This is a genomic window from Pantanalinema rosaneae CENA516, assembly GCF_050753385.1.
Lineage (GTDB): Bacteria > Cyanobacteriota > Cyanobacteriia > Leptolyngbyales > Leptolyngbyaceae > Pantanalinema > Pantanalinema rosaneae.
The window spans coordinates 120495-144726 of the sequence record NZ_JBLZFZ010000008.1; the positions used below are offsets into that span (position 1 = coordinate 120495).

Annotated in this window: 28 protein-coding genes; 10 read left to right on the forward strand and 18 right to left on the reverse strand. The window is 46.8% G+C overall.

The window, feature by feature from the left end:
• Window positions 1-37: 37 nt before the first annotated feature.
• From ACN4EK_RS06480 to ACN4EK_RS06505, 6 genes are all read right to left on the reverse strand, one after another.
• Entirely contained in the window at window positions 38-367 is a 330-nt protein-coding gene (locus ACN4EK_RS06480) for a DUF3593 domain-containing protein (protein ID WP_431656799.1), read from the reverse strand.
• A gap of 34 nt (window positions 368-401) precedes the next feature.
• Complete coding sequence (locus tag ACN4EK_RS06485; RefSeq protein ID WP_431656801.1) at window positions 402-704, reverse strand: DUF2499 domain-containing protein; 303 nt, start codon at window positions 702-704, stop codon at window positions 402-404.
• A 15-nt stretch (window positions 705-719) separates the two neighbouring features.
• Window positions 720-1154 (reverse strand): ArsR/SmtB family transcription factor, encoded by a 435-nt coding sequence (locus ACN4EK_RS06490; protein WP_431656803.1) that lies wholly within the window; start codon window positions 1152-1154, stop codon window positions 720-722.
• Window positions 1155-1265: 111 nt separating this feature from the next.
• The gene (locus ACN4EK_RS06495) at window positions 1266-1718 is read right to left on the reverse strand and encodes a DUF2214 family protein (protein ID WP_431656805.1); all 453 of its coding nucleotides are present in this window, start codon (window positions 1716-1718) and stop codon (window positions 1266-1268) included.
• A gap of 374 nt (window positions 1719-2092) precedes the next feature.
• Window positions 2093-2305 carry a hypothetical protein gene (locus ACN4EK_RS06500; RefSeq protein WP_431656807.1) on the reverse strand — a complete coding sequence of 71 codons (213 nt, stop codon included), beginning with the start codon at window positions 2303-2305 and terminating at the stop codon, window positions 2093-2095.
• Window positions 2306-2498: 193 nt separating this feature from the next.
• Window positions 2499-2660, reverse strand: a complete 162-nt coding sequence (locus tag ACN4EK_RS06505; RefSeq protein ID WP_431656809.1) for a hypothetical protein — start codon at window positions 2658-2660, stop codon at window positions 2499-2501.
• A 354-nt stretch (window positions 2661-3014) separates the two neighbouring features.
• Here ACN4EK_RS06505 and ACN4EK_RS06510 point away from each other — a divergent pair, with 354 nt between their 5' ends.
• The 3 genes from ACN4EK_RS06510 (at window position 3015) to ACN4EK_RS06520 (ending at window position 5051) form a co-directional block, all read left to right on the forward strand.
• Window positions 3015-4178: a baeRF3 domain-containing protein gene (locus ACN4EK_RS06510; protein WP_431656811.1), complete on the forward strand. Its 1164-nt coding sequence runs from the start codon at window positions 3015-3017 to the stop codon at window positions 4176-4178.
• Window positions 4179-4198: 20 nt separating this feature from the next.
• Window positions 4199-4387, forward strand: coding sequence for a hypothetical protein (locus ACN4EK_RS06515; protein ID WP_431656813.1), 189 nt, complete (start codon window positions 4199-4201; stop codon window positions 4385-4387).
• A gap of 67 nt (window positions 4388-4454) precedes the next feature.
• Entirely contained in the window at window positions 4455-5051 is a 597-nt protein-coding gene (locus ACN4EK_RS06520) for a DUF4142 domain-containing protein (RefSeq protein WP_431656815.1), read from the forward strand.
• A gap of 87 nt (window positions 5052-5138) precedes the next feature.
• On the opposite strand, the gene ACN4EK_RS06525 is transcribed toward ACN4EK_RS06520, so the two are convergent.
• The 3 genes from ACN4EK_RS06525 to ACN4EK_RS06535 all read right to left on the reverse strand — a co-directional run bounded on the left by ACN4EK_RS06525 (window position 5139) and on the right by ACN4EK_RS06535 (window position 7529).
• The gene (locus tag ACN4EK_RS06525; protein ID WP_431656817.1) at window positions 5139-6674 is read right to left on the reverse strand and encodes a gluconokinase; all 1536 of its coding nucleotides are present in this window, start codon (window positions 6672-6674) and stop codon (window positions 5139-5141) included.
• Window positions 6675-6826: 152 nt separating this feature from the next.
• Entirely contained in the window at window positions 6827-7147 is a 321-nt protein-coding gene (locus ACN4EK_RS06530; RefSeq protein WP_431656819.1) for a ChaB family protein, read from the reverse strand.
• A complete protein-coding gene (locus ACN4EK_RS06535) occupies window positions 7119-7529 on the reverse strand; it encodes a hypothetical protein (RefSeq protein WP_431656821.1) in 411 nt (136 codons plus the stop codon). The genes ACN4EK_RS06530 and ACN4EK_RS06535 overlap by 29 nt, the downstream gene beginning before the upstream one ends.
• Before the next feature lie 377 nt (window positions 7530-7906).
• On the opposite strand from ACN4EK_RS06535, the gene ACN4EK_RS06540 reads away from it, so the two are divergent.
• The 3 genes from ACN4EK_RS06540 (at window position 7907) to ACN4EK_RS06550 (ending at window position 10628) form a co-directional block, all read left to right on the forward strand.
• Window positions 7907-9037, forward strand: a complete 1131-nt coding sequence (locus tag ACN4EK_RS06540) for an iron-containing redox enzyme family protein (protein WP_431656823.1) — start codon at window positions 7907-7909, stop codon at window positions 9035-9037.
• A 107-nt stretch (window positions 9038-9144) separates the two neighbouring features.
• Window positions 9145-9924 (forward strand): class I SAM-dependent methyltransferase, encoded by a 780-nt coding sequence (locus ACN4EK_RS06545; RefSeq protein ID WP_431656825.1) that lies wholly within the window; start codon window positions 9145-9147, stop codon window positions 9922-9924.
• Window positions 9925-10106: 182 nt separating this feature from the next.
• Window positions 10107-10628 (forward strand): DUF2231 domain-containing protein, encoded by a 522-nt coding sequence (locus ACN4EK_RS06550; protein ID WP_431656827.1) that lies wholly within the window; start codon window positions 10107-10109, stop codon window positions 10626-10628.
• 318 nt (window positions 10629-10946) lie between these two features.
• Here the strand turns inward: ACN4EK_RS06550 and ACN4EK_RS06555 are convergent, their stop codons facing one another.
• Complete coding sequence (locus tag ACN4EK_RS06555) at window positions 10947-11159, reverse strand: acetyltransferase (RefSeq protein ID WP_431656829.1); 213 nt, start codon at window positions 11157-11159, stop codon at window positions 10947-10949.
• A 236-nt stretch (window positions 11160-11395) separates the two neighbouring features.
• Between ACN4EK_RS06555 and ACN4EK_RS06560 the strand changes: the two genes are divergently transcribed.
• The gene (locus ACN4EK_RS06560; protein ID WP_431656831.1) at window positions 11396-12160 is read left to right on the forward strand and encodes a hypothetical protein; all 765 of its coding nucleotides are present in this window, start codon (window positions 11396-11398) and stop codon (window positions 12158-12160) included.
• Between the two features lie 90 nt (window positions 12161-12250).
• Here the strand turns inward: ACN4EK_RS06560 and ACN4EK_RS06565 are convergent, their stop codons facing one another.
• A complete protein-coding gene (locus ACN4EK_RS06565) occupies window positions 12251-12709 on the reverse strand; it encodes a DoxX family protein (protein WP_431656833.1) in 459 nt (152 codons plus the stop codon).
• Between the two features lie 146 nt (window positions 12710-12855).
• Window positions 12856-13515: a hypothetical protein gene (locus ACN4EK_RS06570; RefSeq protein ID WP_431656835.1), complete on the reverse strand. Its 660-nt coding sequence runs from the start codon at window positions 13513-13515 to the stop codon at window positions 12856-12858.
• Between the two features lie 612 nt (window positions 13516-14127).
• Between ACN4EK_RS06570 and ACN4EK_RS06575 the strand changes: the two genes are divergently transcribed.
• Window positions 14128-14622 carry a hypothetical protein gene (locus tag ACN4EK_RS06575; protein ID WP_431656837.1) on the forward strand — a complete coding sequence of 165 codons (495 nt, stop codon included), beginning with the start codon at window positions 14128-14130 and terminating at the stop codon, window positions 14620-14622.
• On the opposite strand, the gene ACN4EK_RS06580 is transcribed toward ACN4EK_RS06575, so the two are convergent.
• The gene (locus tag ACN4EK_RS06580; RefSeq protein ID WP_431656839.1) at window positions 14619-18191 is read right to left on the reverse strand and encodes a WD40 repeat domain-containing protein; all 3573 of its coding nucleotides are present in this window, start codon (window positions 18189-18191) and stop codon (window positions 14619-14621) included. The genes ACN4EK_RS06575 and ACN4EK_RS06580 overlap by 4 nt on opposite strands.
• Before the next feature lie 183 nt (window positions 18192-18374).
• Here ACN4EK_RS06580 and ACN4EK_RS06585 point away from each other — a divergent pair, with 183 nt between their 5' ends.
• Together ACN4EK_RS06585 and ACN4EK_RS06590 are read left to right on the forward strand one after the other, a co-directional pair.
• The gene (locus ACN4EK_RS06585; RefSeq protein ID WP_431656841.1) at window positions 18375-18899 is read left to right on the forward strand and encodes a hypothetical protein; all 525 of its coding nucleotides are present in this window, start codon (window positions 18375-18377) and stop codon (window positions 18897-18899) included.
• Window positions 18900-19024: 125 nt separating this feature from the next.
• Window positions 19025-19417: a hypothetical protein gene (locus tag ACN4EK_RS06590; RefSeq protein WP_431656843.1), complete on the forward strand. Its 393-nt coding sequence runs from the start codon at window positions 19025-19027 to the stop codon at window positions 19415-19417.
• A 9-nt stretch (window positions 19418-19426) separates the two neighbouring features.
• On the opposite strand, the gene ACN4EK_RS06595 is transcribed toward ACN4EK_RS06590, so the two are convergent.
• From ACN4EK_RS06595 to ACN4EK_RS06615, 5 genes are all read right to left on the reverse strand, one after another.
• Window positions 19427-20167, reverse strand: coding sequence for a DUF3891 family protein (locus ACN4EK_RS06595; RefSeq protein WP_431656845.1), 741 nt, complete (start codon window positions 20165-20167; stop codon window positions 19427-19429).
• A gap of 156 nt (window positions 20168-20323) precedes the next feature.
• Window positions 20324-21493, reverse strand: coding sequence for an LL-diaminopimelate aminotransferase (locus tag ACN4EK_RS06600; protein WP_431656847.1), 1170 nt, complete (start codon window positions 21491-21493; stop codon window positions 20324-20326).
• Between the two features lie 242 nt (window positions 21494-21735).
• Window positions 21736-22062 (reverse strand): thioredoxin family protein, encoded by a 327-nt coding sequence (locus tag ACN4EK_RS06605; protein WP_431656849.1) that lies wholly within the window; start codon window positions 22060-22062, stop codon window positions 21736-21738.
• Between the two features lie 322 nt (window positions 22063-22384).
• Window positions 22385-23173 (reverse strand): PspA/IM30 family protein, encoded by a 789-nt coding sequence (locus ACN4EK_RS06610; RefSeq protein WP_431656851.1) that lies wholly within the window; start codon window positions 23171-23173, stop codon window positions 22385-22387.
• Between the two features lie 103 nt (window positions 23174-23276).
• Entirely contained in the window at window positions 23277-24053 is a 777-nt protein-coding gene (locus ACN4EK_RS06615) for a PspA/IM30 family protein (RefSeq protein WP_431656853.1), read from the reverse strand.
• Window positions 24054-24232: the final 179 nt, after the last annotated feature.

Consider the following 24232-nt stretch of genomic DNA (forward strand, 5'->3'; position numbering starts at 1 on the left):
AGACAATTAGCAACGACGGCTCTAATCTGTTGTCAGGCTACTGAGGTTCCGTATATCCAGAGGTGGGTAGTTGAGTCACCTGTTGGCGTTGTTGGACGATCGCCCGTCGCAAACCCAATACAATCAACATATTAGATAGAGTCAGGAAAGACTCTGCCGTCCCATGTAACCAATCCACATTTGCCAGAAGTTCTCCATACACCACCCGAGTATAAATACCCGCCGGAATGGTCACGGCAACAAACACTAACGTCCCGTAAAAGCCGAACAGAACCAGTCGCGGCGCTTGCTGGGAGCGGGTGAGAAACCAGAGAAACCCGAGATAGGGAAATAGGGATAGGATAAATAAGGTGTCTTTAGAGATCATGAGTTGTTAAGAACCAGACCTGACAGTTGCACAATTACTCTGGGCGTAAAGACTGTTTCCATAACCACCACCCTGCCAGCATCAATGTGCAGTTGCCAATCAAGGTCATGGTCGCTTGTACCAGACTGAGCCACTGAAGGCTGGGGGCATTATCAAACCAGTGCCAGGTACATACCGCGATCGCACTGGCTAAGGCAGGTAACATTGCCAACGCCAAGCCTCGCCAAGCTCGATTCCGGCTAACATCGGCATATATCCATGCCAGCCCAATGGCGACCGTCCACTCAGTGACGCTGCCAATGTGAACGATCCAGGTTGGAATCGAAAGAGCGTGCATTCATTCCTCCTCCCCTTACTCCCGTCCAGCACTGAGAACTTTGGCTTTCGCTTTCGTTCTGCTGGGTTTTCCGTCTTTCTTCCCCTCACTGCTGAGTTGCTGAAACGCATTCAACTGTTGAAACGTCTCCGCTTGTTGCCGCAGGCGATCGCCAATCCGTCCACAGGCCAACTCACAGAACTCAAATACCAGCGGGTCAGCAATTTCGTAGTAGGCACTGGTACCCTTCGGCTGACGTGACAATACACCTGCCTGTGCCATGACTTTGAGATGTTTAGACAGGTTCGCCTGACCTAATTCCGTGGCTTCGCATAGTTCCATCACGTTCATCGGACCATCCTTCAGGCATTGCAGGATGTGTAATCGACTTGTTTCAGACAGGATTTTAAAGTAGTCAGCAACCGCTTCCAGAATGCTCACAGGTACAGGGGATTTAAGGGGCTTTGGCATGGGAGGTTAACTAGCGTCGAAAAGTCTATAACTATATAGTATTCCAATCTAACGGCAAAACCATCTTCTAAAATCAGATTCAGGAAATTTTGCCAGCCGTTAAAGACCAGGTCAGAAACTCATGCCCCTTGCCATTGCCGCTGCCAGTAATGGAATCAGGAGGAAGCCAACTAACTCGATTTTGATCAGCCAGGACAGGCGATCGACCTGGGAAAGTTCCAAGCCTGGTGGTGTATTCTGCCGTAATGCTTTAATCCAGGTGAGAAAGGAAATCGTGGGATAAAGCGATAGCGCCCCGACTAACAGAAACAGTCCCACTTTGGTGTAGAACACTGGATTATGGAGGTAATAATCAATCCCTTTACCGAAATATAGCACTCGTAAAATTCCGGTCACTAACACGATCGTGGCGGAAATCCCATACATGGCATCTGCCCACACAATCCGCCAAGCCGCTTCCAGACTTAATTCTTTCTTCAAAGTGAACTGTTCCAGGGTTAACGCCGCAAATGCCAGCATAAACCCGGAGTAGTGTAAATAAGCGGCAATCGTACTCCCCCACATATTGACCTGAACCTACACGTAATTTCGTTATTATACAATATGACTATATAGCAATAAAATGTTCGTGCAATCCTAACTTACAGCCGGTTGCGCTCCCTAGCTCCCTAATTCTGGGGGGAATTAGAACCTTCAAAGGCTCCTAGAATATAGCCTGACAGCATCGTAGCAAGGGGCATAATACCAAAAATCTTCAGTAGATCCCATCTTGTCCACTGAAGATTGATTGTGAACTGGCAACCGTTGACCAGGTTTAAGGCAATTTCCAAAAAAAAGTCCCCTTGCGTAGGGACAGATTTTGCCAATATTCTTGGTGTTAAACCAATCGCTCTGTGACTAAACCTGCTCTTACAGGTATTTTGTTTTTTAAAAAGTTCCTAAGTTTGGTTAGATTGCTGATCGTAATGAATATAGGCTGTTAGCAAACCTTTCAGAACTTCTGCCGACGTTTCAAACAGCGCTTGAGCTTTTGGCTCATTCACATCATGAATTCCCTGATGTAACTGAGTAATCAGTTCGCTCAACGTACCTTTGATTTTCGCGGTATAACAGTAGGGACTAGTACCAACAAGACTCTGACCAGCCTGCATAGCAACCTCCCGGTTGAGAAGTTAATCTCTATATCGTACTGAGCCAATATTAATCGTAACTCCGTCCTAAGATAGGCTCGCTAAAATCGTTACTCAACTTTACCGATCGCTCTGCTCACCTCCATCGATGGTTCATAGTCGCGATCGAGCAATTGTCCAAAGTCATGTAGCGTAATTCCCTGTGGTGTCTGAATTACAATCTGGAAGGAATGCCAGCAATAACTGAGGCAATACAAATCCAAAGTAAAAATCGTCCAATATCGGCTTCATCCAATGCAATTGCCATACGCACCATCGCTCCTAACAAAGCCGCTAACATGAGCAGAAACAGTAGCAGTTGTATAACAATCGTCATTATTGTTCCTCGCTGCCGTAGGATTGAACTGGCTAAATCATGAACGTAAAAGTGAACTAAATAAATCTCACTTTCAACCGAACTTATCCTATAACTCAAGGTAAGCTTACAAGTAACAGTTCACTGTATGAAGCAGTACGTTAGACCTTCATGCCAGTATGAACAGTCTCCTCAAGGTATAGGCGATCGTGTGTTGATTAATACGACCTCAGTCCAATCGGGCGATCGCTGAATCTGTCCCTGAGTAAAGCTGGCTTCCCCCTCTAGCATGAAGAGAACAAATTAGAGGCATACTACCTTTAACTATGCGCTACAGAGCATGATTTTTTCGGTAGTAACTCAATCATTAGCACTATGAGTTTATTATCAGTTGATGAACTTAAAACATTAGCAGAAGTAGTTAGTGGCACAACCGTATCGCTCTACATACCGACCTACCGGGCAGGCACAGAAACCCAACAAAATCCGATTCGGTTTAAAAATCTGATTAAGCAAGTAGAGGCGGAGTTAGCCGCTCATAACCTGAGTCAGGCAGAGATCACAAAACTTTTGCAACCCGCCTTAGAACTTGATCACTATGATTTTTGGCAACATCAAAACGAAGGGTTAGCCATCTTTTTGACAGAAGGCATTTTACGGTATTTCTGTTTACCGTTGAAGTTTGAAGAATTAGTGGTGGTGAGCGATCGCTTTCATCTCAAGCCTCTGCTACCTTTATTAACCGATGATGGAGAATTTTACATCCTGGCATTAAGCCAGAAACAAGTACGGGTGTTCCAAGGTAGCCGTTACAGTGTAAAAGAGTTGGAAGTCGAAGGCTTACCTAAGAGCATGGATGCTGCTTTACTGTATGATGAAACGGCGCAAGATGGGCAGTTTCGTGTTAGTACGTCCAGAGGGGGGACGGCAAACCCGATGCCGCAAGCCGGATCATTTCATGGTCAGGGTAGCCCCGATCAAGATGATGTTAAACGCGATATTTTGCAGTATTTTCATCTGATTGATCATGCTCTGCATGACCTATTCGGCAACAAAACTGCTCCCCTAGTATTAGCAGGAGTGGACTATTTGCTACCGATCTATCGAGAGGCAAATACCTACCAACATTTGGTGGCAGATGGGATTACGGAAAATCCAGAAATTCTCACGCCTGAAGAATTACAAACTCAAGCCTGGTCGATTGTAGAACCTTACTTTTTGCAGACCCAGCAGCAAGCGATCGCCCATTATCATGAACTAACCGGAACGGGTAAAACCTCTACAGACCTGAAGGAAACTGTTTCGGGAGCCTATTACGGACGAGTCGAACAACTCTTTGTCGCCGTCGGAGTGCAGGAATGGGGCAACTTTGATCCACAGGCTAATCAGTTGTATATCCATGCCGATGCCGAGCCAGGAGACGAAGATCTACTGAATTCAGCCGCGATTCAAACGTTGTTGAATGGTGGAGCAGTTTATGCCGTCGAGCCCGATCAAGTGCCTGATCAAGCTCCCTTAGCCGCCGTATTTCGCTATTAATTTAACAAAGGAGATATGCCATGAGTAGTGGTCATGCCAGCCATAAAAGCACTTCAATGAAACCCAACCCAAATGCGGTGAATGGACAAAACGCCGGGGAAGAAGAACGGGATATTCAACCCGAATCTGGCTATCCGTTTGATGCTGATTCAGAGGCTGAAACAAATCCTGCCGCTCTGCAACGAGAGCCCTCGGAATCGGACTCTTAACTGGGGATGTTGAAAACAAATTTGCAAAATTTATTCTGAAACCTTCTGAACAGGGAACGCTATTAATATGTCGTTGAAAACCACGTTTGTTGTTTTGAGTACGATCGCGCTAGCCGCAACCACTGCCGCCTGTGCCCCCAATAACCGGGATCAGACAACTACCCCCGATCAACCAGGGGCAACTCTGCAATCTGATCAAACCGATGCTCAAACCCGGAATACCCTCAGTGCCCTGGATCAACAGTTTGCTAATCAAGCCGCCGAAGCAGGTTTAGCTGAGGTAGAACTGGGACAACTAGCCGTACAACGAGCAGGCAGTAGCGAAGTGCGAGAATATGCACAAGAGATGGTACAGGAGCATACTCAGGCCAATGATGAACTGAAGCAGTTGGCTACTCAAAAGGGCATTACGCTCCCCCAGACTCTGAACCAGCAACATCAAACCGCTAAAACCAATTTGTCGAACTTGTCTGGTGCCGCCTTTGATCGTGCCTATATGGATTTAATGCGGCAGGATCATGCGAAGGTGGTTTCCCTATTTCAGCAGCAGGCAAGCCAGGGACAAGATCCAGAGTTAAGAAACTGGGCAGCTAAAACCCTACCGACCCTTCAGGAACATGCTCAAGAGGCACAGTCGATCGCTAACAATACCACTGGGCAATAACTGTTACTTTGAGCTTTGCTGAAGACCAGGAAATTAAGTCAATTTAACGCTTTATAGAACGACTTATAGCAGTCTTTCTGTAAGGCGTTAATTATGGTTAGTTTTGTAGTGATGATTCAGCTCAATTTGCAACTGCGCGATCGCGTGGTAATGCTCCAGAGATTGCTCAAGAATTTGCTGGTAGAGTGGCATCAGGCGCTGATAGAGGGCGACATTCTGAGGGAGAGGTTGATGAGAACAAGTTTGTTGAATCAATTGAGAACTGCTTTCTAACGAATCAAGCATCTGAAAGGCATACAGTCCTAAAACGGCTGCACCTAAACAGGAACTTTCAGGCTGGGCTGGTACAATAATCTCCCGATCAAAGATATCTGCCATCATTTGTCGGCATAAACTGGAGACTAATAATCCGCCACTGGCTCGAATTTGATCGATTTGCCCTGTCAGCGATTGTAACGCCTGGAGGCTGAGCAGCAGGTTAAACAACATTCCCTCTAACACGGCTCGAACTAAATGGGCTTTGGTATGGTTGATCGTTAATCCAAAGAATGAACCGCGAGCCTCTGAAGTCCATAAGGGCGATCGTTCGCCAAGAATATAGGGATGAAAGAGTAGTCCAGCCGCCCCCGGTGGCACAGTTTCAGCCAGAGCTAATAGTGCTTCGTACCGATCTGCGATCGCCAGTTGATCGCGCAGCCAGCGCAACACAATGCCCCCGTTATTACTGGCTCCTCCGACTAACCAATGCTGTTCCGTAAAGGCATAACAAAATAAGCGCCTTTGGGGATCGGTGACTGGCTGATGCACAATGGTTCGCACTGCCCCACTTGTACCGATCGTCATGGCGACGGAACCTGGATGGATCGCTCCTAATCCTAAGTTCGACAGTGCCCCATCACTCGCACCAACTACTACCGGAATATCCCGTCGTAGACCCATAGCATCCGCCATTTCAGGACGCATTGGCTGTAACACGCAGGTAGGAGGAACTAGCTCCGATAGTTGGGTTAGGCGAATCTCCGCCAGAGTTAACGCTTCAGTATCCCAGGTAAATGTCTCTAGATTAAGTAAGCCCGTTGCCGATGCGATCGCGTAATCGACCACGAAGCGATGAAACAACTGGTAAAAGATATACTCTTTAATTGAGATAAATTTGGTGGCTGCTTTAAAGATATCAGGCTCTGTTTTTCGTAACCAAACCAGTTTTACGAGCGGTGCCATCGAATGCAGAATTGTTCCGGTACGATCGTAAAGCTCATGAATTTTAGGGAGTTGCTGAAGCTCTCGCAGTATCATCCCGCTCCGAGCATCCGCCCATGTCAGGCTATTGGTCAGCAACTGTCCTTGAGCATCGATCGCGATTAGACTATGCATCGCCGCACTAAACGTTAGACACAAAATCTGACTAGGAGAAATTTGGCTGGCTTCGATCACCTGTTTGACGGTCTTCAGCACCGCCTGCAAGACTTCATTAGGATCTTGTTCTGCCGCTAAGGGAACCGGGGAATAAAGAGGGTATTCTACTAAATGTTTCTGAATGGCTCGACCCTGAGTGTCAAACAGCACAGACTTCGTGCTGGATGTGCCAATATCAATCCCAATCACAAATTGCGGATTATGCAAGTTCTCTCACCTGAATACAGCAATACGACAACGAATAGTTGTCTCTAGGGTAGATTGATTCTGAAGAAAATCCCAAAAACGAAAATCTCGCCTGTTGTACTAACAAGCGAGACACCGCATGAGCATATTCTGACAGACTCGATCGCACCTTCCTAAGAGTTAGGCATGGAAGCAACGGCACTCCGGTTCTGAGCACTTTCATCGGGTAAACGATGCCACTTACCATCTTCACCCCGCGTGTAATGTGGGTTCAGTTCAATGGTTTGCCATGCGACTCGATGTGCTGATGCTTCATCCTTACTATTGGCTAAAAAGCTGTTATAGGCAGCAATAAAGATATTTTGGGCTTCAGCGGGCAATGACTCTTTGACATCTTGAGGAAGATTGTCTGTATTTAATTGATTCATGAATACCTCCTGTTTATTGTTACTACTCAGGGTGGGATTACCACCAAACTCGTTCACCGTTTTCATCGATGCGGGCTTGCCGAATCACATCAGAAATCTCTTCAGCATCTTTTACATGATGTAAAGCCTTTTGCGTCCCATCTGCTTCATCAACGACAAAGTAAGTTGGGACAACAATGTGATCTCCAGTAATATCCGGGGCATCGACGGCAACCTGTTTCGCTTTTTCTTCCAAAGTCTTGGAATCATCGATCCGATCGCCAGGGTTAATGGTCAGGCTCTTACCTGCCCGCTCGAGTTCTTCTTTTTGAGCTTGTTTTTGTTCAGGATCAACCTCCTGCGGAGTCATTGGTTGCCTAATTTCTCCAGGAGCTTGATCAAAACTTGGACTTGAATCTTTATTCATACAAAAATCCTGAAACGTTCTAAATTCTGTTTCATGACCCAATCTTATAGAAGTTGCTACTCGATTACTTCACTCAAAAGAGATAACATCAATACCTGCTGAAGCGGCTGAAATCTGCTTTTTTGTGGATTACTTCCTAAACGATATTTCTCTACCACAGTTGGCAGCAACAAATCAGCAGATGAATAAACTCGCACTACAGTTTAATCATCGCTGCAACTAAATAAAATTCTTTGCTGGATAAATGAATTTTCTTCACTTTAGTACACATTTGTACCTTTGGATGGAAGGAAATAGCCAACGGGTTTTCCTATGGTGGTATCAGTTGGTGCAAATGTTTGGAGTCAGACCCTGAGGTTTGTCAGACTCACGCATCCTACTGCAAACTCACTCAAGTATAGAGATTAGGCATAGCAAGAATGATGATTCAGTTAGATCCCCGCTTAGCTAGTCAGGGGATGCGTCAGGAAGTCGTTACAAATCCGCAGACATTAGACTACCTGGGGGCAGAACAACAATTTATTCGGCTCCTCACCATAGAAAATTTAGATCAACAAGTTATTAGTGATTCCGAGCTAGTTAATTCCTTTGAGCAGACGCTGTTAGCCGCGCTAAACCTTGCCTATACGGAAACCTCTGACCCCGAAGCGGTGCGATCGGCAAATCAGTTTTTACACCGGATTTTGTATCGCATTAACCGGTTAAACCTGTTCTGGTTTGATGATCTGAAGCATTACATGAATGAGCGATCGGTGTATTTGCAGTGGGTACGCAGCCACATTGAAACGGCTTGGCAAACCTGGGAGATGGCGCAAATTGATGTTGATCAACTGCGTCAGCTTGATGTGAAACAAGCACTGACTGAACGGGCAGAAGCCGACTTAGATCCACCCGTCTCTGCCAACAAACGGTACTTACGAGAAGAACTCACTACCGCAGGCTATCGTCATCTCCTGGCGATCGCATCGTTGGATGGTTTAGTAGAAGCCAGTCGGCTATCCCGGATTCTCGGTGGTGCGAGTAATGAAATTCAGGCAACCCTGATTCGCGTACTCTTAGAAGAGTATGGCAATGGTCGCTTCCAACGGAAACATTCAACCTTCTTTGCCAAAATGATGGCTGAACTCGGTTTAGACACCCAGCCCGAAGCTTATTTCGATTTAGTGCCCTGGGAGGTGCTGGCTTGTATTAACCACAATTTCCTGCTGACTGAATGTAAGCAACATTTTCTTCGCTACAACGGTGGATTAACCTACTTTGAGATTGCCGGTCCTTCCATCTATACCGACTACATGCTTGCCGCTCAACGCTTAGGGTTATCGGACATGGCAATGGGCTATTGGGAACTCCATATTCGTGAGGATGAGCGGCATGGACAATGGATGTTGACTGATGTGGCCTTACCTTTAGCCGAACAGTATCCGGCGCAAGCCTGGGAATTAGTCTTGGGATATGACCAGGAGAAGTTGATGGGCGATCGAGGCGGAGCCGCTGTGATTCAAGCGATTAAAACCGCAGCACAGCCTGCCCTCGCTGAAGTCGCACTCTAGCTCTACCCCTAAAGGATTTCTAACAACGTGATGTGATTAGCATTGTGGTTTCCTACTCCAAGCCAAGGGTTTGGTGTGATTTCTAATGATTTAAGTGAGGATTAACCTTGAAAGAAGCATTATTGGTTTCCGAAACAACGATCGTCAAACAATCTGTTGCCGCCTACTCCCCAACTGTTGAATCTTACTCTCCGACAGAAGTGTTTTTCTGTCCTGAAGAATCACAATTCTATTCCCAGTGCTTAGAAAAAATGGTGTTTAACCAATGCACTAAGGGTGAATCAGTGATTGAGTTTGGCACAGGCGATGGTAGCCCCATCATTAACTGTTTGCTGAAAGTCAGCTTTGATGGTTTAGTGCATGGTTATGAGCTAAACCCATCTGCCTGTGAGTTAGCCCGCTCCCGAAGCCAGCAGTATAAACTAAGCCACAAATACATCATTCATAACACCTGTTTCTTTCAGGGGTTACAGTCCAGCGCCGATTACTTGATTGCCAATCCACCTTACCTGCCCGCACCAGATAGCAATATTTGTATGCCTTCTTTACATGGGGGAGAGGATGGGGCAGAGATTACGAAAAAGTTGCTGACTGTTGGTTGTGAGAAAGCCCTGTTGATGATTTCCGCTTACTCCAATCCTGTAGAAACGATCGAATACGCGATCGCCCAGGGGTACCAGGTCAACGACTTTCTGATCTCACCTCTAAAGTTTGGGTATTACAGTTGTGAGCCGAAAGTAAAAAATAGTATCACCGAGCTTAAACAACAACGTAAAGCTTTCTACTCCGAAAACATTTACTTTCTGGCAGGAGTCTTATTTGCTAAACGGCAGCGATCGCAACCCGATTTATCGAATGAGTTGATTAAAGTCATGACCGCTCTCTAATCAGCAGAATGGTTTCAGCAGCGTAGGCGAATCCTCTGCTAAGGATTCATCACAAAAGTTATGTCTCTAGCTTGAGTAAAACTACTTCTGTAGAGAGACGCTGATGTCAGCTTAGTTCTCTTAATGTGAATTTGATTTCATCACCATTGCCATAGAGATAGGGTACTTTTTCAGGAGCAAATATGACCCAGACCCCTAACATGCCACCCATCATTGAAAGTGATGAACGCGAATACCGGGATAGTGGAATTCCTAGCACTGTCGCGATCGCAGGTCACCCGTTTCATCCATTGATTGTGACGTTTCCTATTGCCTTTCTAGTGGGTGCTTTCGGTACAGATGTTGGCTACTGGTTGACGCAAGATCCATTTTGGGCGAGAGCGTCTTTATGGTTACTAGGAGCAGGCTTTGCCAGTGGGATCTTAGCCGCACTGACCGGAATGGCAGATTTCTTAAAGATCGATCGTGTTCGCAAGCATAGTGCAGGTTGGTCGCACATGGTAGGTAATGTGGCGGCTCTGGTGCTAACGCTATTTAACTGGGTACGTCGAATTGGCAGCCCAGTTGATACTGTATTACCCCTAGGCATCATTATTTCGTTGATCGTTGCACTTTTATTGGGTATTACTGGCTGGTACGGTGCAGAACTGGTCTACCGTCATAAGATTGCAGTGATTGGCTACAGTCCTCGTCGAGAACCATAGTTCTTACTCACAGGGACGTGTTCAGTAGCGTCCCTAAAATATTTTATTTTATTCACTCGCCCTACGGTTACCCATAAGGACTTACAGCCGTTCTCAAATGAATGCACCCACTTGTCAATTCGGTCAGCCCCCTTTTCTAGTATGCCTACTGTAAGCCCTCAACTTGGAGGACGGTTAATTCAGTTCCCCCCAGAATATCGCCTAACGGCATCATAAAAAGGGGGGCAACTGAGGTAACTATTTTGACTTTGCAAACAGCTTCTGATAGAGATGTTGTTTGCTGAAATTTCCTGTAAGTCTCAGAGGTGAAGAACTAGCTTAAGTTTTAGCTTGATATTCTGCATCCAGCCAACAACGCGGTAGTTTTTCACCCGAAGGAAACACTAGATTTTCTTTAGTAATTTCTTCAGGATCCTGTTCTTCCTGTCCTGCCTGGACTCTGCCTGAAATTGACGATTGGTTGGGATTAATCAAGGCATCGGTATCCAGAACTTTGATTAAATCTCCAGTTTCTTTTTTTTGTAGCAACATAGGTAAAAGTAGACGTTAGATCTTGTTACGTGTAGCTATTCTAATAAACCATATCTAGAGTAATTTAACTTCTATCTTGAGTCAGAATCTCCATAATTTGTATTTTAATCATTGTCGATGCAAATCGTAATATAACAACCAATCAACTCTCGCCTCCAGACAGAGGAATATTCATTTGAGTAATTTTATTGTGAATCTAATAACAACTTTTTCAGAGTAAAAAGTGAGGAAATATCATGACTAATGAAGAAAGAAAAGTCGATCGTCATCTAGAACCTGACTCTAATCCCGATCCGATTACGGGGCAACCGGGGGCGCATCCAGTCGGTACAGGCATTGGTGCCGCCGCCGCCGGAACCATTGGCACTGCGATCGGGGCAGCCGGTGGGCCGGTAGGAGCCGTGATTGGTGCCGCCGTTGGTAGCGTCATTGGTGGGCTAACCGGAAAAGCCGTTGCTGAATCGATCGATCCAACCGTAGAAGATAACTACTGGCGAGATAATTACGTCACTCGTCCCTATGCGACCCCCGATCGAACCTACGATGATTACCAGCCTGCCTATCGCACTGGCTACGAGGGATATGGTCGTTACTCCAGCCGTCCTTATTCCGAGGTAGAACCAGAGTTAAAGCAACACTATGAAACGAATTACGGAGCTTCAAAGGTTCAGTGGAATCAGGCAAAATATGCGGTTCAAGATGCTTGGGATCGTGTTAGGAATAATTCCATGTATCACGATCAAGATGAGTATTGGCGGCAGCACTATGCTACCTCTCCATATTATGAATCGGGTCTAACCTATGCCGACTATCAACCCGCTTATCGGTTGGGTTATGAAGCGTATTCCCGCTATGAGGGTAGCAATAGAACCTACGATGAGGTTGAACCAGAACTCAGGCAGGAATATGAGCGAAATTATAGTTCCTCATTAGGCTGGGAAAAAGCGAAATATGCCGTTCGGGATGCCTGGGATCGAGTAAAAAACGCGATTCGTCACTAAGAAATAACGTTGCTGAATAACACGTTAAATGGCAGGATGTTTGAAAGAATGGTTCAATCATTCTGCCGTTTTGTTTGTGCTGAAACCAAACTATCGATTCAGCATAGATTCAACTTGAGCGGCTGTTTCCGACGCTCCAGGCTGTTGTTCTGGCTTTTGGGTAAACCACCATGCCCAGGCAATTAACACCGCTTGAAACGGTAAGCGAATACAGTACAACAACGGATGATGGGGGATGCCCTCGATCGGAATACTATTGAGTGCTTGATAAATATTAGCGGGAAATACGGCGATAAATAAAGCAATTAATCCCCAGGCGGCGGCGACACTGACTAGAGGAATTAACAAGCCAATTCCACCTAAAACTTCAAAAAAGCCGCTAATGTAAACCATGGCGAAAGGGGGTAAAGGGGGCGGCACAATTCTGGCATACTGCTCAGGACGAATGAAGTGAGTAATGCCAACAATAATAATAGCAACGGCTAAAATTCCGCGAAACATTTCCTTTAAAGCAAAGGGGCTTTTTCGATTATTTCGATTAGAGGTCATACCATCTCCTGAACGGCTGATTGAACAGTCTCCCCTGGCTCTTTGAGTAAGAAACAGGGGAGATCGAAGGGTAATTTGAAATTGAGTCGATTAAGAATAGCCGTTTAAGGAAATTCCAACACCCAATCTGCTAACGTGGCTAGAAATTACATGTTATCTTGCAGCGAATTAGCGGCACGGTTAGCGGCTCTTTGTGCACCACCCGCTAGATCTTGGGCACCTTCAGCCGCGTCACGACCAGCATTTTGAGCATTGCGCTGGGCTTCTTGAACGACACGAGGGGCAGCATCACCCGCTCTGTCTGCATTTTGCTTCAAGTTACGCATACCCCGTTGAGTTCCTTCCGAGAAGTCCTCGACCAGATTGCCGGTCTTATCTCGCAGATTCTCAGATGCATCCCGAGCTTTGTCACCTAACGGATTTTCTCTTCTAGCATTGGTGGCTAAATCTTGAGGATCATCAGCCCGCTTTTGCAGGTTTCGCTCAACACGATTAATTAAATTTCTGGTTGATTCTTGCACATCTTTAGACGTATCGTAACGGAAATCATCACTGTAAGTATTCATGCCACCCTTAGCCGGTTGCACAGGTTTGTACAGTTCTTTTTGATGTTGTCCTTCGCCACTGTAAGGATTGGAATAAGCCGCGTCAGACGTTTTAGACATACTGACTCGCGAAGTATCAGCATTGCAAGCTGTGCTGAGTACCAGCAAACCAACTACTACGATCGGCAGAACAGCTTTGCCCAGAATTCCTTTGAGGGCATTCATAAACTTCGGAAATGTATTAGAAATCAACTGGTTCATCGTAATGCTCCGTTGCATTTTATTTTTGTACTGAGTCAATCAACTGTTTTTGTTACCAACTGAAATAGCCCAAAGCTTTGGTTTAACGACCTTCCAAACCTTAGAAGGGTCTTAGAGCATAGACTTAATCTTCTCTTGAGCTTTTATGGGGTGAAACAATCAAAAGAGTAACTTTGGCACAGGCTTTGATTACCTGAATCGCCTTTTAAGCTTTGACTATTGCCATGAGTTGCTAACATGATGAGCAAGCCCTAACTTACGCTTCAGCGATCGTTAAGACTTGATCTCAAGTTGAATAAGCTTGAAATACATCCCAAGCTCTTTCTCAGATTAACTACAAAGAAAAACTTCTCCATCTAGCTAAGGTTCTACTCTGAAGCAGGTGTATGTATAGTCTCTCTTTGGCTGAAAAGAGAGGTCTGATAACCAGCTAACTATCGAGAGAAATAGGTAAAAATGTAGCTATTAATACACTAAAAGACCTTAACAAACTAAATAAAACTATGTCCTCGGATGGAGAAAAAGTGAGCGATCGCTGATTTACGATGAGTCATTTAACACCATTAATAACTTTTCCTATATAAGTAGCTCGGCATCATTCAAGATTTAACAATGGAAAAACCCGAAGAATTTGATCAACGTCAAGACCAAAGCCCGATCGGAGTTTTTGCCGATCGCAATCAGGCAGAAACCGCATTGAAGGCTCTACGGGAAGCTGATTTTCCCATGGAGCAGATCTCGTTAATGCCCCAAACTCCGCCTGTGCCCAAAACAGAGGCGCGGGATAGCGGGGCAAAAGGCGCAATTTTAGGGACAATTAGTGGCGGCTTAATTGGTTTATTATTAAGTTCAATGAGTTCTAGTCTGGTAGCTACATCAGAAGCAAATGCATTGTCACACACGTTAGGAATTGTGGCAATTGCCAGTGGGGCGGGAGCCGCTAGTATTGGCATTATTGCCGCTATGTCGGGTGTCAACGTGCGTCGAGATACCAGTGAAGCCGCAGATGCCGCCCCCTATTATTTAGTAGTGGCAAAAGACATTCCTTCCGATCGCCTATCGGATGCTAAAGATCTACTTCAGCAATTAGGTAGTCAGGCTATTTAATGGCTATCCGCGATCGCGCCTAGAGCCCGTAGAGTGGTTGCTTCTGCCTCAGTTAATCCGGTCACTCCTGTAATGATCATGCCTTCGTAGGGACGTAGCACTCGAAATGTTTGCTGACACTTGCCTGTGGTCAAATTCCAGCATTTAATCGTTTCATCTTGACTACTACTCAGTAGAGTTTGGGCGTTCAGACTCAGGTTCAGCGACCAGACCCAATGTTGGTGATCTGCCAGGGTGGTTAAACACTCACCTGTTTGGATATCCCAAGTTCTAATGCTGCGATCGGCACTGCTACTGATGACTTGTTGACCATTAGCCGTAAACCGGAGACAAAGTACCTGATTCGTGTGTCCTGTCAAGGTTTGCAGGCAATCACCCGTTGCCAAATTCCAAATTTTGATCGTTTGATCATCTCCACCCGTCGCCAGCAGGCGATCGTCGGGACTGATGGCAACCGCCCAAACTCGATTGCTATGGGCTTGCCAGGTATGGAGACATTGCCCGGTTTCGACCTGCCAGAGTTTGATCATTTGGTCATACCCCCCACTGACCAATCGTGATCCATCGTGACTAAACGTGACTCCTAGCACTGAACTGGGGTGTCCCTCCAGGGTTTGCCAACATGCACCGGAGTTAACCTGCCACAATTTAATCGTGTGATCGTAACTGCCACTAGCCAGGAGTTGGCTGTCGGGACTAAAGCGAACTGTCCACACCCAACTCCGATGTCCCTGGAGGGTATTGAGGCATTGTCCGGTATGAGGATTCCAGAGTTTGATCGTCCGATCGGCGCTGCCACTTGCCAACACCTGACTATTGGGGCTAAGGTCAACGGCAAGAACGCGATCGCGATGTCCGCGTAAAACCTGGAAGGGCTGAAGTGAGGCGGTTAACTGCTCTGGAGTTTGCAAATTCATATTCCAGAGTTTAATGGTTTGGTCTTCGTGACCACTGGCAAGCAGGTGATGATGGGCATCATGGGCGATCGCATAAATGCAATTACTGTGACCTTGTAAGGTTTTAATGCATTGCCCGGTTTGCAGTTCCCAAATTCTGGCCGCATAATCATCGCCACCACTGACTAAACGATGACCTTGAGGATGAAAGGCGACAGACCAGACGCGGTTGGTATGCTTTTCCAGGGTATCTAGACACCTGCCCGTCGTAGCTTCCCAGAGCTTTACTGTTTGGTCATAGCTACTACTAGCAATGCGATCGCCTGTGGGACTAAAGGCCAGGGCTGTCACGACACTGGTATGACCGATCAGGGTGCTTAAACAAACCCCAGTTGCCACATCCCAAACCTTGATCGTCTGATCAAAACTACCGCTCGCCAGTTGTTGCCCATCGGGACTAAAGGCGATCGCTTTAATCCAGTGGTGATGTCCTGCCAGAGTTTGTACACAGGTTCCCGTTTGCCAGTGCCATAGCCTGATTATGTTGTCTTCTCCCGCCGATGCCAGCCATTCACCATCGGGATGAAAGGCGATGCTCCAAATACAAGCATCCTGTCCTGTGAGGGTTTGTATACACAGACCTGTGGCTAAATGCCAGAGTTTGATCGTGCGATCGTAGCCCGTACTCGCCAAGGTCTGCCCATCGGGACTAAAGGCGATCGCGGTCACAATTCCGGTATGTTCTGGAAACGTATTCAAGCACTCGCCAGTTTTGCTATCCCATAGCCTCACTGTATGATCCTGCCCACCACTAGCCAGGATCGAGCCTAGCGGACTAAAGGCAACACTCCAAATCCAACTATTATGACCTTTACAGATCACCTGTGGTTGACCATCTGTGGTACGCCAGAGATAAATCATGCCATTTGTGTCACTTGTAGCAAGCGATTCTCCATCTGGACTGAAGGTGGTACAGGTAATGCCTCCGAAGGTGGCGGCAAAGGCACATTCCTGAAAGTTTGCTTCAGTAAAGTTAACTTGATGCAAATTCAGCGATCGTAGATCGGCTTGACGGATGTTGAGATAGGAGAAGTCATAGCCACTTAAATTACTATTCAAATGTGCTAATAAATTCAGTAAATTACCACACCCATATCCTATATGATGTCTAAATTTAGTTCTAAGCTGATTGATAAATTGATGTAGCTTATGCTGAACTTGCTGATCTGAACCTAAGTGCGATCGTAGTTGTTCTAATAAAGGCTGGACAATTAAGCAAATCTGGCTATCTCGAATGTAATCCTTGCTTTGCGCTTGCATCAGGGCATGAGTCAGCAGAGTTTGAGGTATTTCGGTAACGATTTCCTGCTCAATCTGCTCAATCAAATGACCTATAACATACTCCATCACCACAGGTTGTTGGGTGAACTGAGCAAAACGACATTCCACCAGGCTACGAATCGTCAACCGTTCTAGGGCATTGATTAATTTTGTCTTAGATACGGTTGGCACAAAGGCAGCTTGCAAGGTGTTGACAGAAACCGTTTCGCGATGAATGGCTAACCAGTACATTACCTGTTGCTCTAAACCAGAGAGCCGTTGGAAATGCTGCTGGAGCAATCTGCTGATGCCATTAAACACCGTTGTACCTTCAGCAAAAAATTGGGCAACACTGCCGTGATATAAATCCTGAATTGACGTAGCGGCGATCTTTAAAGCTAATGGATTGCCCCGATAGGCCTCCACCAATTGATGAATTTCATCGCTGCTGCCCGACAGCCCTTTCATCGTCAACAGCCTTTGTCCTGCCTCGATTTCTAGTCCCGGTAAGGGCAATGTCCGTATGGGCAATGCTTTACCTTCTAGCGTGGCAATCTCCGACGGCTTTTCGCGGCTGGTAATCAAGACACAGCTTTGATGTTGAGTTTCCCCCAACCGCCAAAGTAATTCTCCATAGGCAGCATAACCGTCTCGATAGAGATCACCTGCCTGTCCTTGCTGTAACAACGTATCAAAGTTGTCCAGAATCAACAAGCAACGAGATTTCCGCAAATATTCAATTAAGCAGGTAATTTGTTCGTGAACCGACTCCGGTAACGTGACAATTTGGTGATGGGATAAAAACTTAATGCATTCAGTGAGTTTGTCTTTAAACAAGGGCGCATGACGAAGCGATCGCCAGAAAATATATTCAAATTCACTGTGTAACTGTTCAGCTAATTTAACGGAAAGTGCCGTCTTCCCCATCCCCCCCATGCCGACCAGGGTAATCACCCGGCACCGATCCGCTACAATCCATTGCTGTAATGTGTTGAGTTCTGCTGTCCGTCCGCAAAAGTGGGAGATGTCGATCGCTTCCCCCCAGTCAACCACAGGATCACGGGACTGGGCAGGCGAGATCGGGGTTTTGAGTGGCGTAGGAGACTGGCTGGCTCGGGCTAAAACGCCGTGTAAATTGTGCTTAGTAACTTTTTCACCAAAGATTTTAGAAAGTAATTTCCACAGTTCCGCACCTGTATCTTTGATGTAACCAGGGTCATAGCCGGAGACTCTGGCAATTTCTAAATAGGTTTTGCCAACCCAGGCTTCCCGCAATACGATCTCCTGAACTTTGGTGAGTTGACCTCGTTCCAAGTGTTGCCTGATAAGAGCGATCGCGTCTTCAACCGTCATGCTGTTTTACAGGTGATGAAACTAACTGCACTATTCGCACCCTACACTGTCTGTCAGGAAATACATTCCGTAGATCCACTGAGTAAGATCCTACCTTTTCCTGACCTTTTCCGACCGCCAAGTGCCATTTGGCACAGTTATGTTTGATGCATCTCTTAAACAGACTGTATTGGAGAAGTGATTGTGGCACTGAAGCTAGGTCAAATTTGCTCACTGGTTGGGATAGCTGCGGCTGGAATTTTGGTAATGCAGCTTCCGGCAATAGCAGAGTATGAACATGGTCCAATCAATCGAGGCGGCTGTTTCAACATTGGGGATGAAAAAATTAAATTTGTTGCTCAAGTTGTCTCGACAAATGTTGATAGTGATTTAAGGCGGATCTCTAGCTCTATATCATCCGCTTGCAATGGCACCCATGTTTGGGATGACAAATGGTACCATTGGACGCTACCGGATAACCGTCCTAAATATCTATTATTAACCTGGAAAAATTCGACAACAGGAGAATATGGATATGCCTTTATTCAAAACACGCCTAAACACTGGTGGTACAAGACCAATGATGCAGGGTTTAAGACCATAGCGAATGATGAGCAAAAGAAACTAACTTGGTGGTCAAACGGGCATCGCATTGATATTGATCTTAAAAACCCCAAAAACACGAATCGTTGGACTGCCAATGATATTTGGTATAGCTTTGGTTATTAGTCAGTATCATCAAGATTGAAAACTAGAATAGCTATCTGCCAGTAATTTGATCAGTCCAGATACTACGACTAGCCATGTTTGTCTGATTGGTATTCCTTCACATTATTGATAGAGCGATCGTTGCCATGAGTCAAAAAATTAGTATTGTCTTATCTAGTGTTCTAGGATTAGTTACAGCAACTATTTTGTTACCGCTTCAGCCTGCTCAAGCGGCGGTGGAATGTGTACCGGGCAGCGTTACCAGAAATGCCCAGGGCAGAATTACCCAATGTCAACTGGCGCGGAGTTGGCGGTTTGCTCAACGAATGCTGCCGCAAAACAGCAAACCCACCAAAGAATTCGCTTGTAGAGGACAGCAAGCCATCAGTTTTCACACAACAGGAGCCGTTGCATCGTGTACCCTAGATAGCCCCATCACACTTGTACAAAACGGAGTTCAAGATCAATGTTCGGCAGGGATGCGAGTTTATTTTACCGAACAGGGGTTGCTTCAGTTTCCCAACTGGTGTCGTCGGTAGAGCGATCGCTCAATCTTGCCCTTCCGGCTTGGTAAACCTCCATTCCAATAGTTTGATTTCCGCATGTTGGAGTGCATCTACTAACGCCTTGTTACTGTCATACTTTAATTCTGGTAAGTAAGACGCTTCCACACTCACTGCAAACTGATCTTTTTCAAACGGCCAGGGTTCTACAGTTAGTTGCCCATCCTGAACCTGCCGCAGATCGTAACGTTGTCCCTTAATCCCACTCGTGATTTCTACCGCTCGTCCGGCATCAGGGATCTGTTGTTGTACCAGAATCAATGACAAGCGATCGCACCAGCGCATAAATTGATAAGCCTCTTCCGCTTCCTCAGATGTAATCTTGAGTTCCCGTCGCCACTGTTCTTGTAACTGCAATTGTTGATGCAAAAACTCTTGCCACTCCGGTGCTGATTCCCATTGATCCTGATTCAGAAAACAAATATGTTTGGAAGTGAGTAAGGCAACCCACCGTCCACGGTAGCAAGCATCCTCCATGTGTTGTTGCAGCTTTTCTAAGGATGAGTCCGTACCCAGAGTAAAATCCAATGGCGCACCGGCGGGCGTTAAATGATCACCTTCCCATTCCCGTTCCAAATCATCATGGTGAGAGATTGCCGCGATCGTTTCATATAAACGGAGTGGAGCATCCGATCGTTGCCATTGTCCCGCGATGTTTGCGGCTAATAAAGCATGGGCACGATGGTAGATAATTTCCCAACCATTGCGAGTTAAATTAACAATCATTCAGGTTTAGCGACAAACAATAATTTGGCATGACAACACCCAGTAGTATTTCACTTAACTAAGTAAACTACTGAGTTACCAATTATGTTAGTAGACTTGTACTGCTATTTCGTCTACCGGAAGCCAGGTTTTCCAGCGATCGTCGTTTCTCTCCAATCACGCCAGAAATTGAGCTATGCGATCGACCGCCTGTTCCAAAATCGCTGGCTCATGAACCAAGGCAAAGCGGACATAACCTTCACCGGATTTACCAAACCCGGCACCGGGGGAAACCGCTACTCCGGTGGCTTCCACTAATTGAGTGCAAAATTCTACTGAGCGATCCGCCCACGCGTCCGGTAGTTTTGTCCAGATATACATCGTGGCGGGGGGAAGGGGAACCTGCCAACCAATCCGATGCAGTGCTCCCACAAAAGCATCTCGCCGTTGCCGGAACGTCTCAACCGCCGCTTTCACTCCTGTTTGCGGGCCACTGAGTGCAGCGATCGCCCCATTCAAAATCCCGCGATATTGATTGAAATCGACAGCCGCTTTCACCTGGCGCAATGCCCGAATTAATTCTGGGTTGCCGATCGCGTAGCCAACCCGAAATCCCCCCATGTTGTACGACTTCGAGAGGGTGAAGAACTCGATCGAAACGGTTTTATCTGGGTCAGCTTGCAGAATGGAGGGCGGTGGAGTGTCCCCAAAAAATAAATCCGCATAGGGAAAGTCATGCACTAACACCAGATTGTGTTGCTGACAAAAAGCGACGGCTTCCTGAAAAAATGACAGCGGCGCGATCGCGGTCGTGGGATTATGCGGATAACTTAACACCATCAATTTGGACTGTGCCAACACCGGAGCCGGAATGTCTTGAAATACTGGAAGAAAGTGATTCTCAGCCGTTAAAGGCATGGGATAAATTTGTCCACTGGCCAGATACACGCCACCCGCATGGGACGGATACCCCGGATCAAGTAATAAGGCAAAATCACCAGGGTTCAAAACTGCAAGTGGTAAATGGGCTGTCCCTTCCTGGGAGCCAATTAACGGTAGAACTTCTGTCTCCGGATCAACCGCGACCCCAAACTTTTGCTCATACCAGGTTGCCGCCGCTTGACGAAATTCTCGCGTCCCATGAAATAACAAATAGCCGTGGGTACTGGGATCATCCAGCGATCGTGCGATCGCCTCTAACACATGGGCTTGGGCGGGTAAATCTGACGAGCCAAGCGATAGATCAATAATTTCCCGTCCAGCAACTCTAGCCCTGGCTTTCGCCTGATCCATGTCAGCAAATACATTCGAGCGCAGGGGGTGAAGACGTTGAGCAAATTGGATCATAGATATACCAGCCTTGCTATCTGTTAGCTGTGGTCATGCGATCGAGGGTGGGTTTGACTGATCAACACCGATCGAATCAAAGCAGATAGCCTAATGGAGAGATATTCAGTGTAACCCGTTCTATCTACTTAGAACTGAGGATTTATCCGCTGTATCTTGATAATTTGCTTAATAGAAAAGGACGAACCATTGTCCGTCCCTATAGAATGTCAATCTAAACACTAATTGGCAGTGACATGATTTTAGGCAGGCAAATGGGGAGTGAGGAAGTCCTCAACTTTTTGTTTGGTAATCGCGCCTTCGATCGCATCTCGCACTTCACCAGATTGAAATAGGCGCAGCGCTGGAACCCCTTCTACTTTGCAGAGTTTGACCGACTCTGGATTAGGATCTACTTCCATCTTGATCACCTTTAACCGATCGCTGTAGGCATCTGCCACTTTATCGACGATCGGCGCCATCAAGCGACAGGGACCGCACCAGGGTGCCCAGAAGTAAACCAAGACAGGCTCAGAGGATTGCAACACCTCCGCTTCAAATTGATTGTCTGTGATTGTAACCACGCCCATACTGATCTCCCAGGCTTCGTTTGTAACAATTCTTGCAGAAACGACTGTCTCAGTATTTTGACGTGTTTTGATCCCCGAAGGCAAATTGGTTGCGATCGGGGTAGAGAATAATTTTTGTTGATGTAAAGCGTTTGTAAAGTAGGAACGGAGTTAGACCAGACGGAGGTAACCGCCGATTAGCCCCCCTTCTTAAGGGGGTTGGGGTGGAATCCCCATAAATCCCCCTTTTAAAGGGGACTTTAACGGAGAGAAGTTAGAATCACACCATCCTCGGAAAGACCGATTAATTCCGTCCCTACCAACTGTTAACAAGGTTGCTCAACTACAACTGATCCAGCTTTGCCTTGAGTGCTTCCAGTTCCGCATCAACGGCGGCTTCTTGCGGTGGAGCGGCGGCATCCGCCGTGGTAGTTTGCGCTGTACCCGGTAGTTGAGCCTGGTTTTGCGGTGCGCCACCCAGTAACTGCGCTTTCATCGCCGCTAGCTCATCATCGACATCGCCCCCTGCTTCCAGCATGGCAAACTGACTTTCCAGATCGGCTCCTGCCAGTTCCGCCGCCGCTTGCGATCGGGCTTCCATTTGCAGCACTTTGTCTTCCATGCGCTCAAAAGCGCCCATTGCACTGCTGGTACTCATCCGACCCACGACATTTTGCAGTTGCTCGTTGGCTTTGGCAGCACTGGCTCGCGCCTTGAGCATATCTTTCTTCGTCTTGGCTTCGGAGATCTTTCCTTCCAGGGCAATCAAGTTGCGCTTGAGGGTATCTACCATCGTGCTTTGTTGATCAAGCTGGGACTTAAGACTACCAGCCGTGTCGCTATGGGTCTTCTTGCGAACCAGGGCTTCCCGTGCCAGGGTTTCATCCCCCTTTTGCAGTGCCAGTTGTGCCCGTTGTTGCCAGTTATTGGCTTCCGTTTGTGCCTGGTTATATTGTTGTTGAGTCCGTTTCTGACTCGCGATCGCACTGGCAACCGCCTGACGCATTTGCACCAGGTCTTCCTGCATATCGACGATCGTTTGTTCCAGGATCTTTTCTGGATCTTCAGCTTTGCTGACAAGGTCGTTCAGGTTGGCTCTGACGACCCGACTCACACGGTCAAACAGTCCCATGACGTTTTTTTTCCTTGCAGTTCGATTGTCTCTAGTGTAGAAACTTCAAGCGGCGATCGTCCGTTTACGAGTGTTTTCTTAATTCCAGCTTGAAGTAGCGAAGTTAAGAATTCCGGAATTGGGAGCGGAGTTGTTCTAATTCCGCATCAATCTCCGGATTACCCGTCGTCGTTTGGTTGGTCGATTGGCTGCTCGGCAGTTGGGCTTGATTGCTACCCTGCGGCAGGGATTGCTGTGCCTTCATGGCGGCTAACTCGGCTTCAATGTCATCGGTTTCACCCAGGGCTTCAAACCGCTTCTCCAGGTCATCCATGCCCAGTTCCGCGATCGCTTCCGACTGCGCCTCTAGCTGGAGTACCTTCTCCTCCATGCGCTCAAACGCTGCCATGGCGCTGCCAGTCCCCACCCGACCCATCATTTCATTAATTTGCTGAGTGGCTTTTGCCGATCGGGCTCGGGCAATGTACAAATCCTTCTTGGTCTTTGCTTCCGCGATTTTGCTCTCCAACTTCATCATATTTTGTTTCAGTTGGGTGACGACAGCCCCCTGTTGGTCAAGCTGTACCTTCATCGACTGGGCAGTTTCCAAATAGGATTTGCGGCGGGTCAGAGCTTCTCGCGCCAGATGCTCATCCCCTTTTTGCAAAGCCAGTTGGGCACGCCGCTGCCATTCATCCGCTGTGGTTTGTGCCTGGGAATATTGCCGCTCTGTGCGTTTTTGGGTCGCGATCGCCTGTGCCACCGCTTGCCGCAATTGGATCAAATCCTCCTGCATATCCAGCACAGTCTGCTCCAGAATTTTTTCTGGGTCTTCCGCCTGACTGACTAGGCTATTCAGATTGGCACGAATCACCCGCATGATTCGGTCAAAAAGTCCCATGACACGCTCCGTTAAGTAGGGTTGAGTAGATTCAAGCGACTGGCTGGGCTAGTAACCAATGATTGCTCTTAAATAGGTGTGAGCGAATCACCCGTCACTCTGAGTCGATTCAGCAATCTTGCTCAATGACTGGCTTCGTGGCTGATTATTCTCAATACTATCCTACCTTTCTAGTTTCC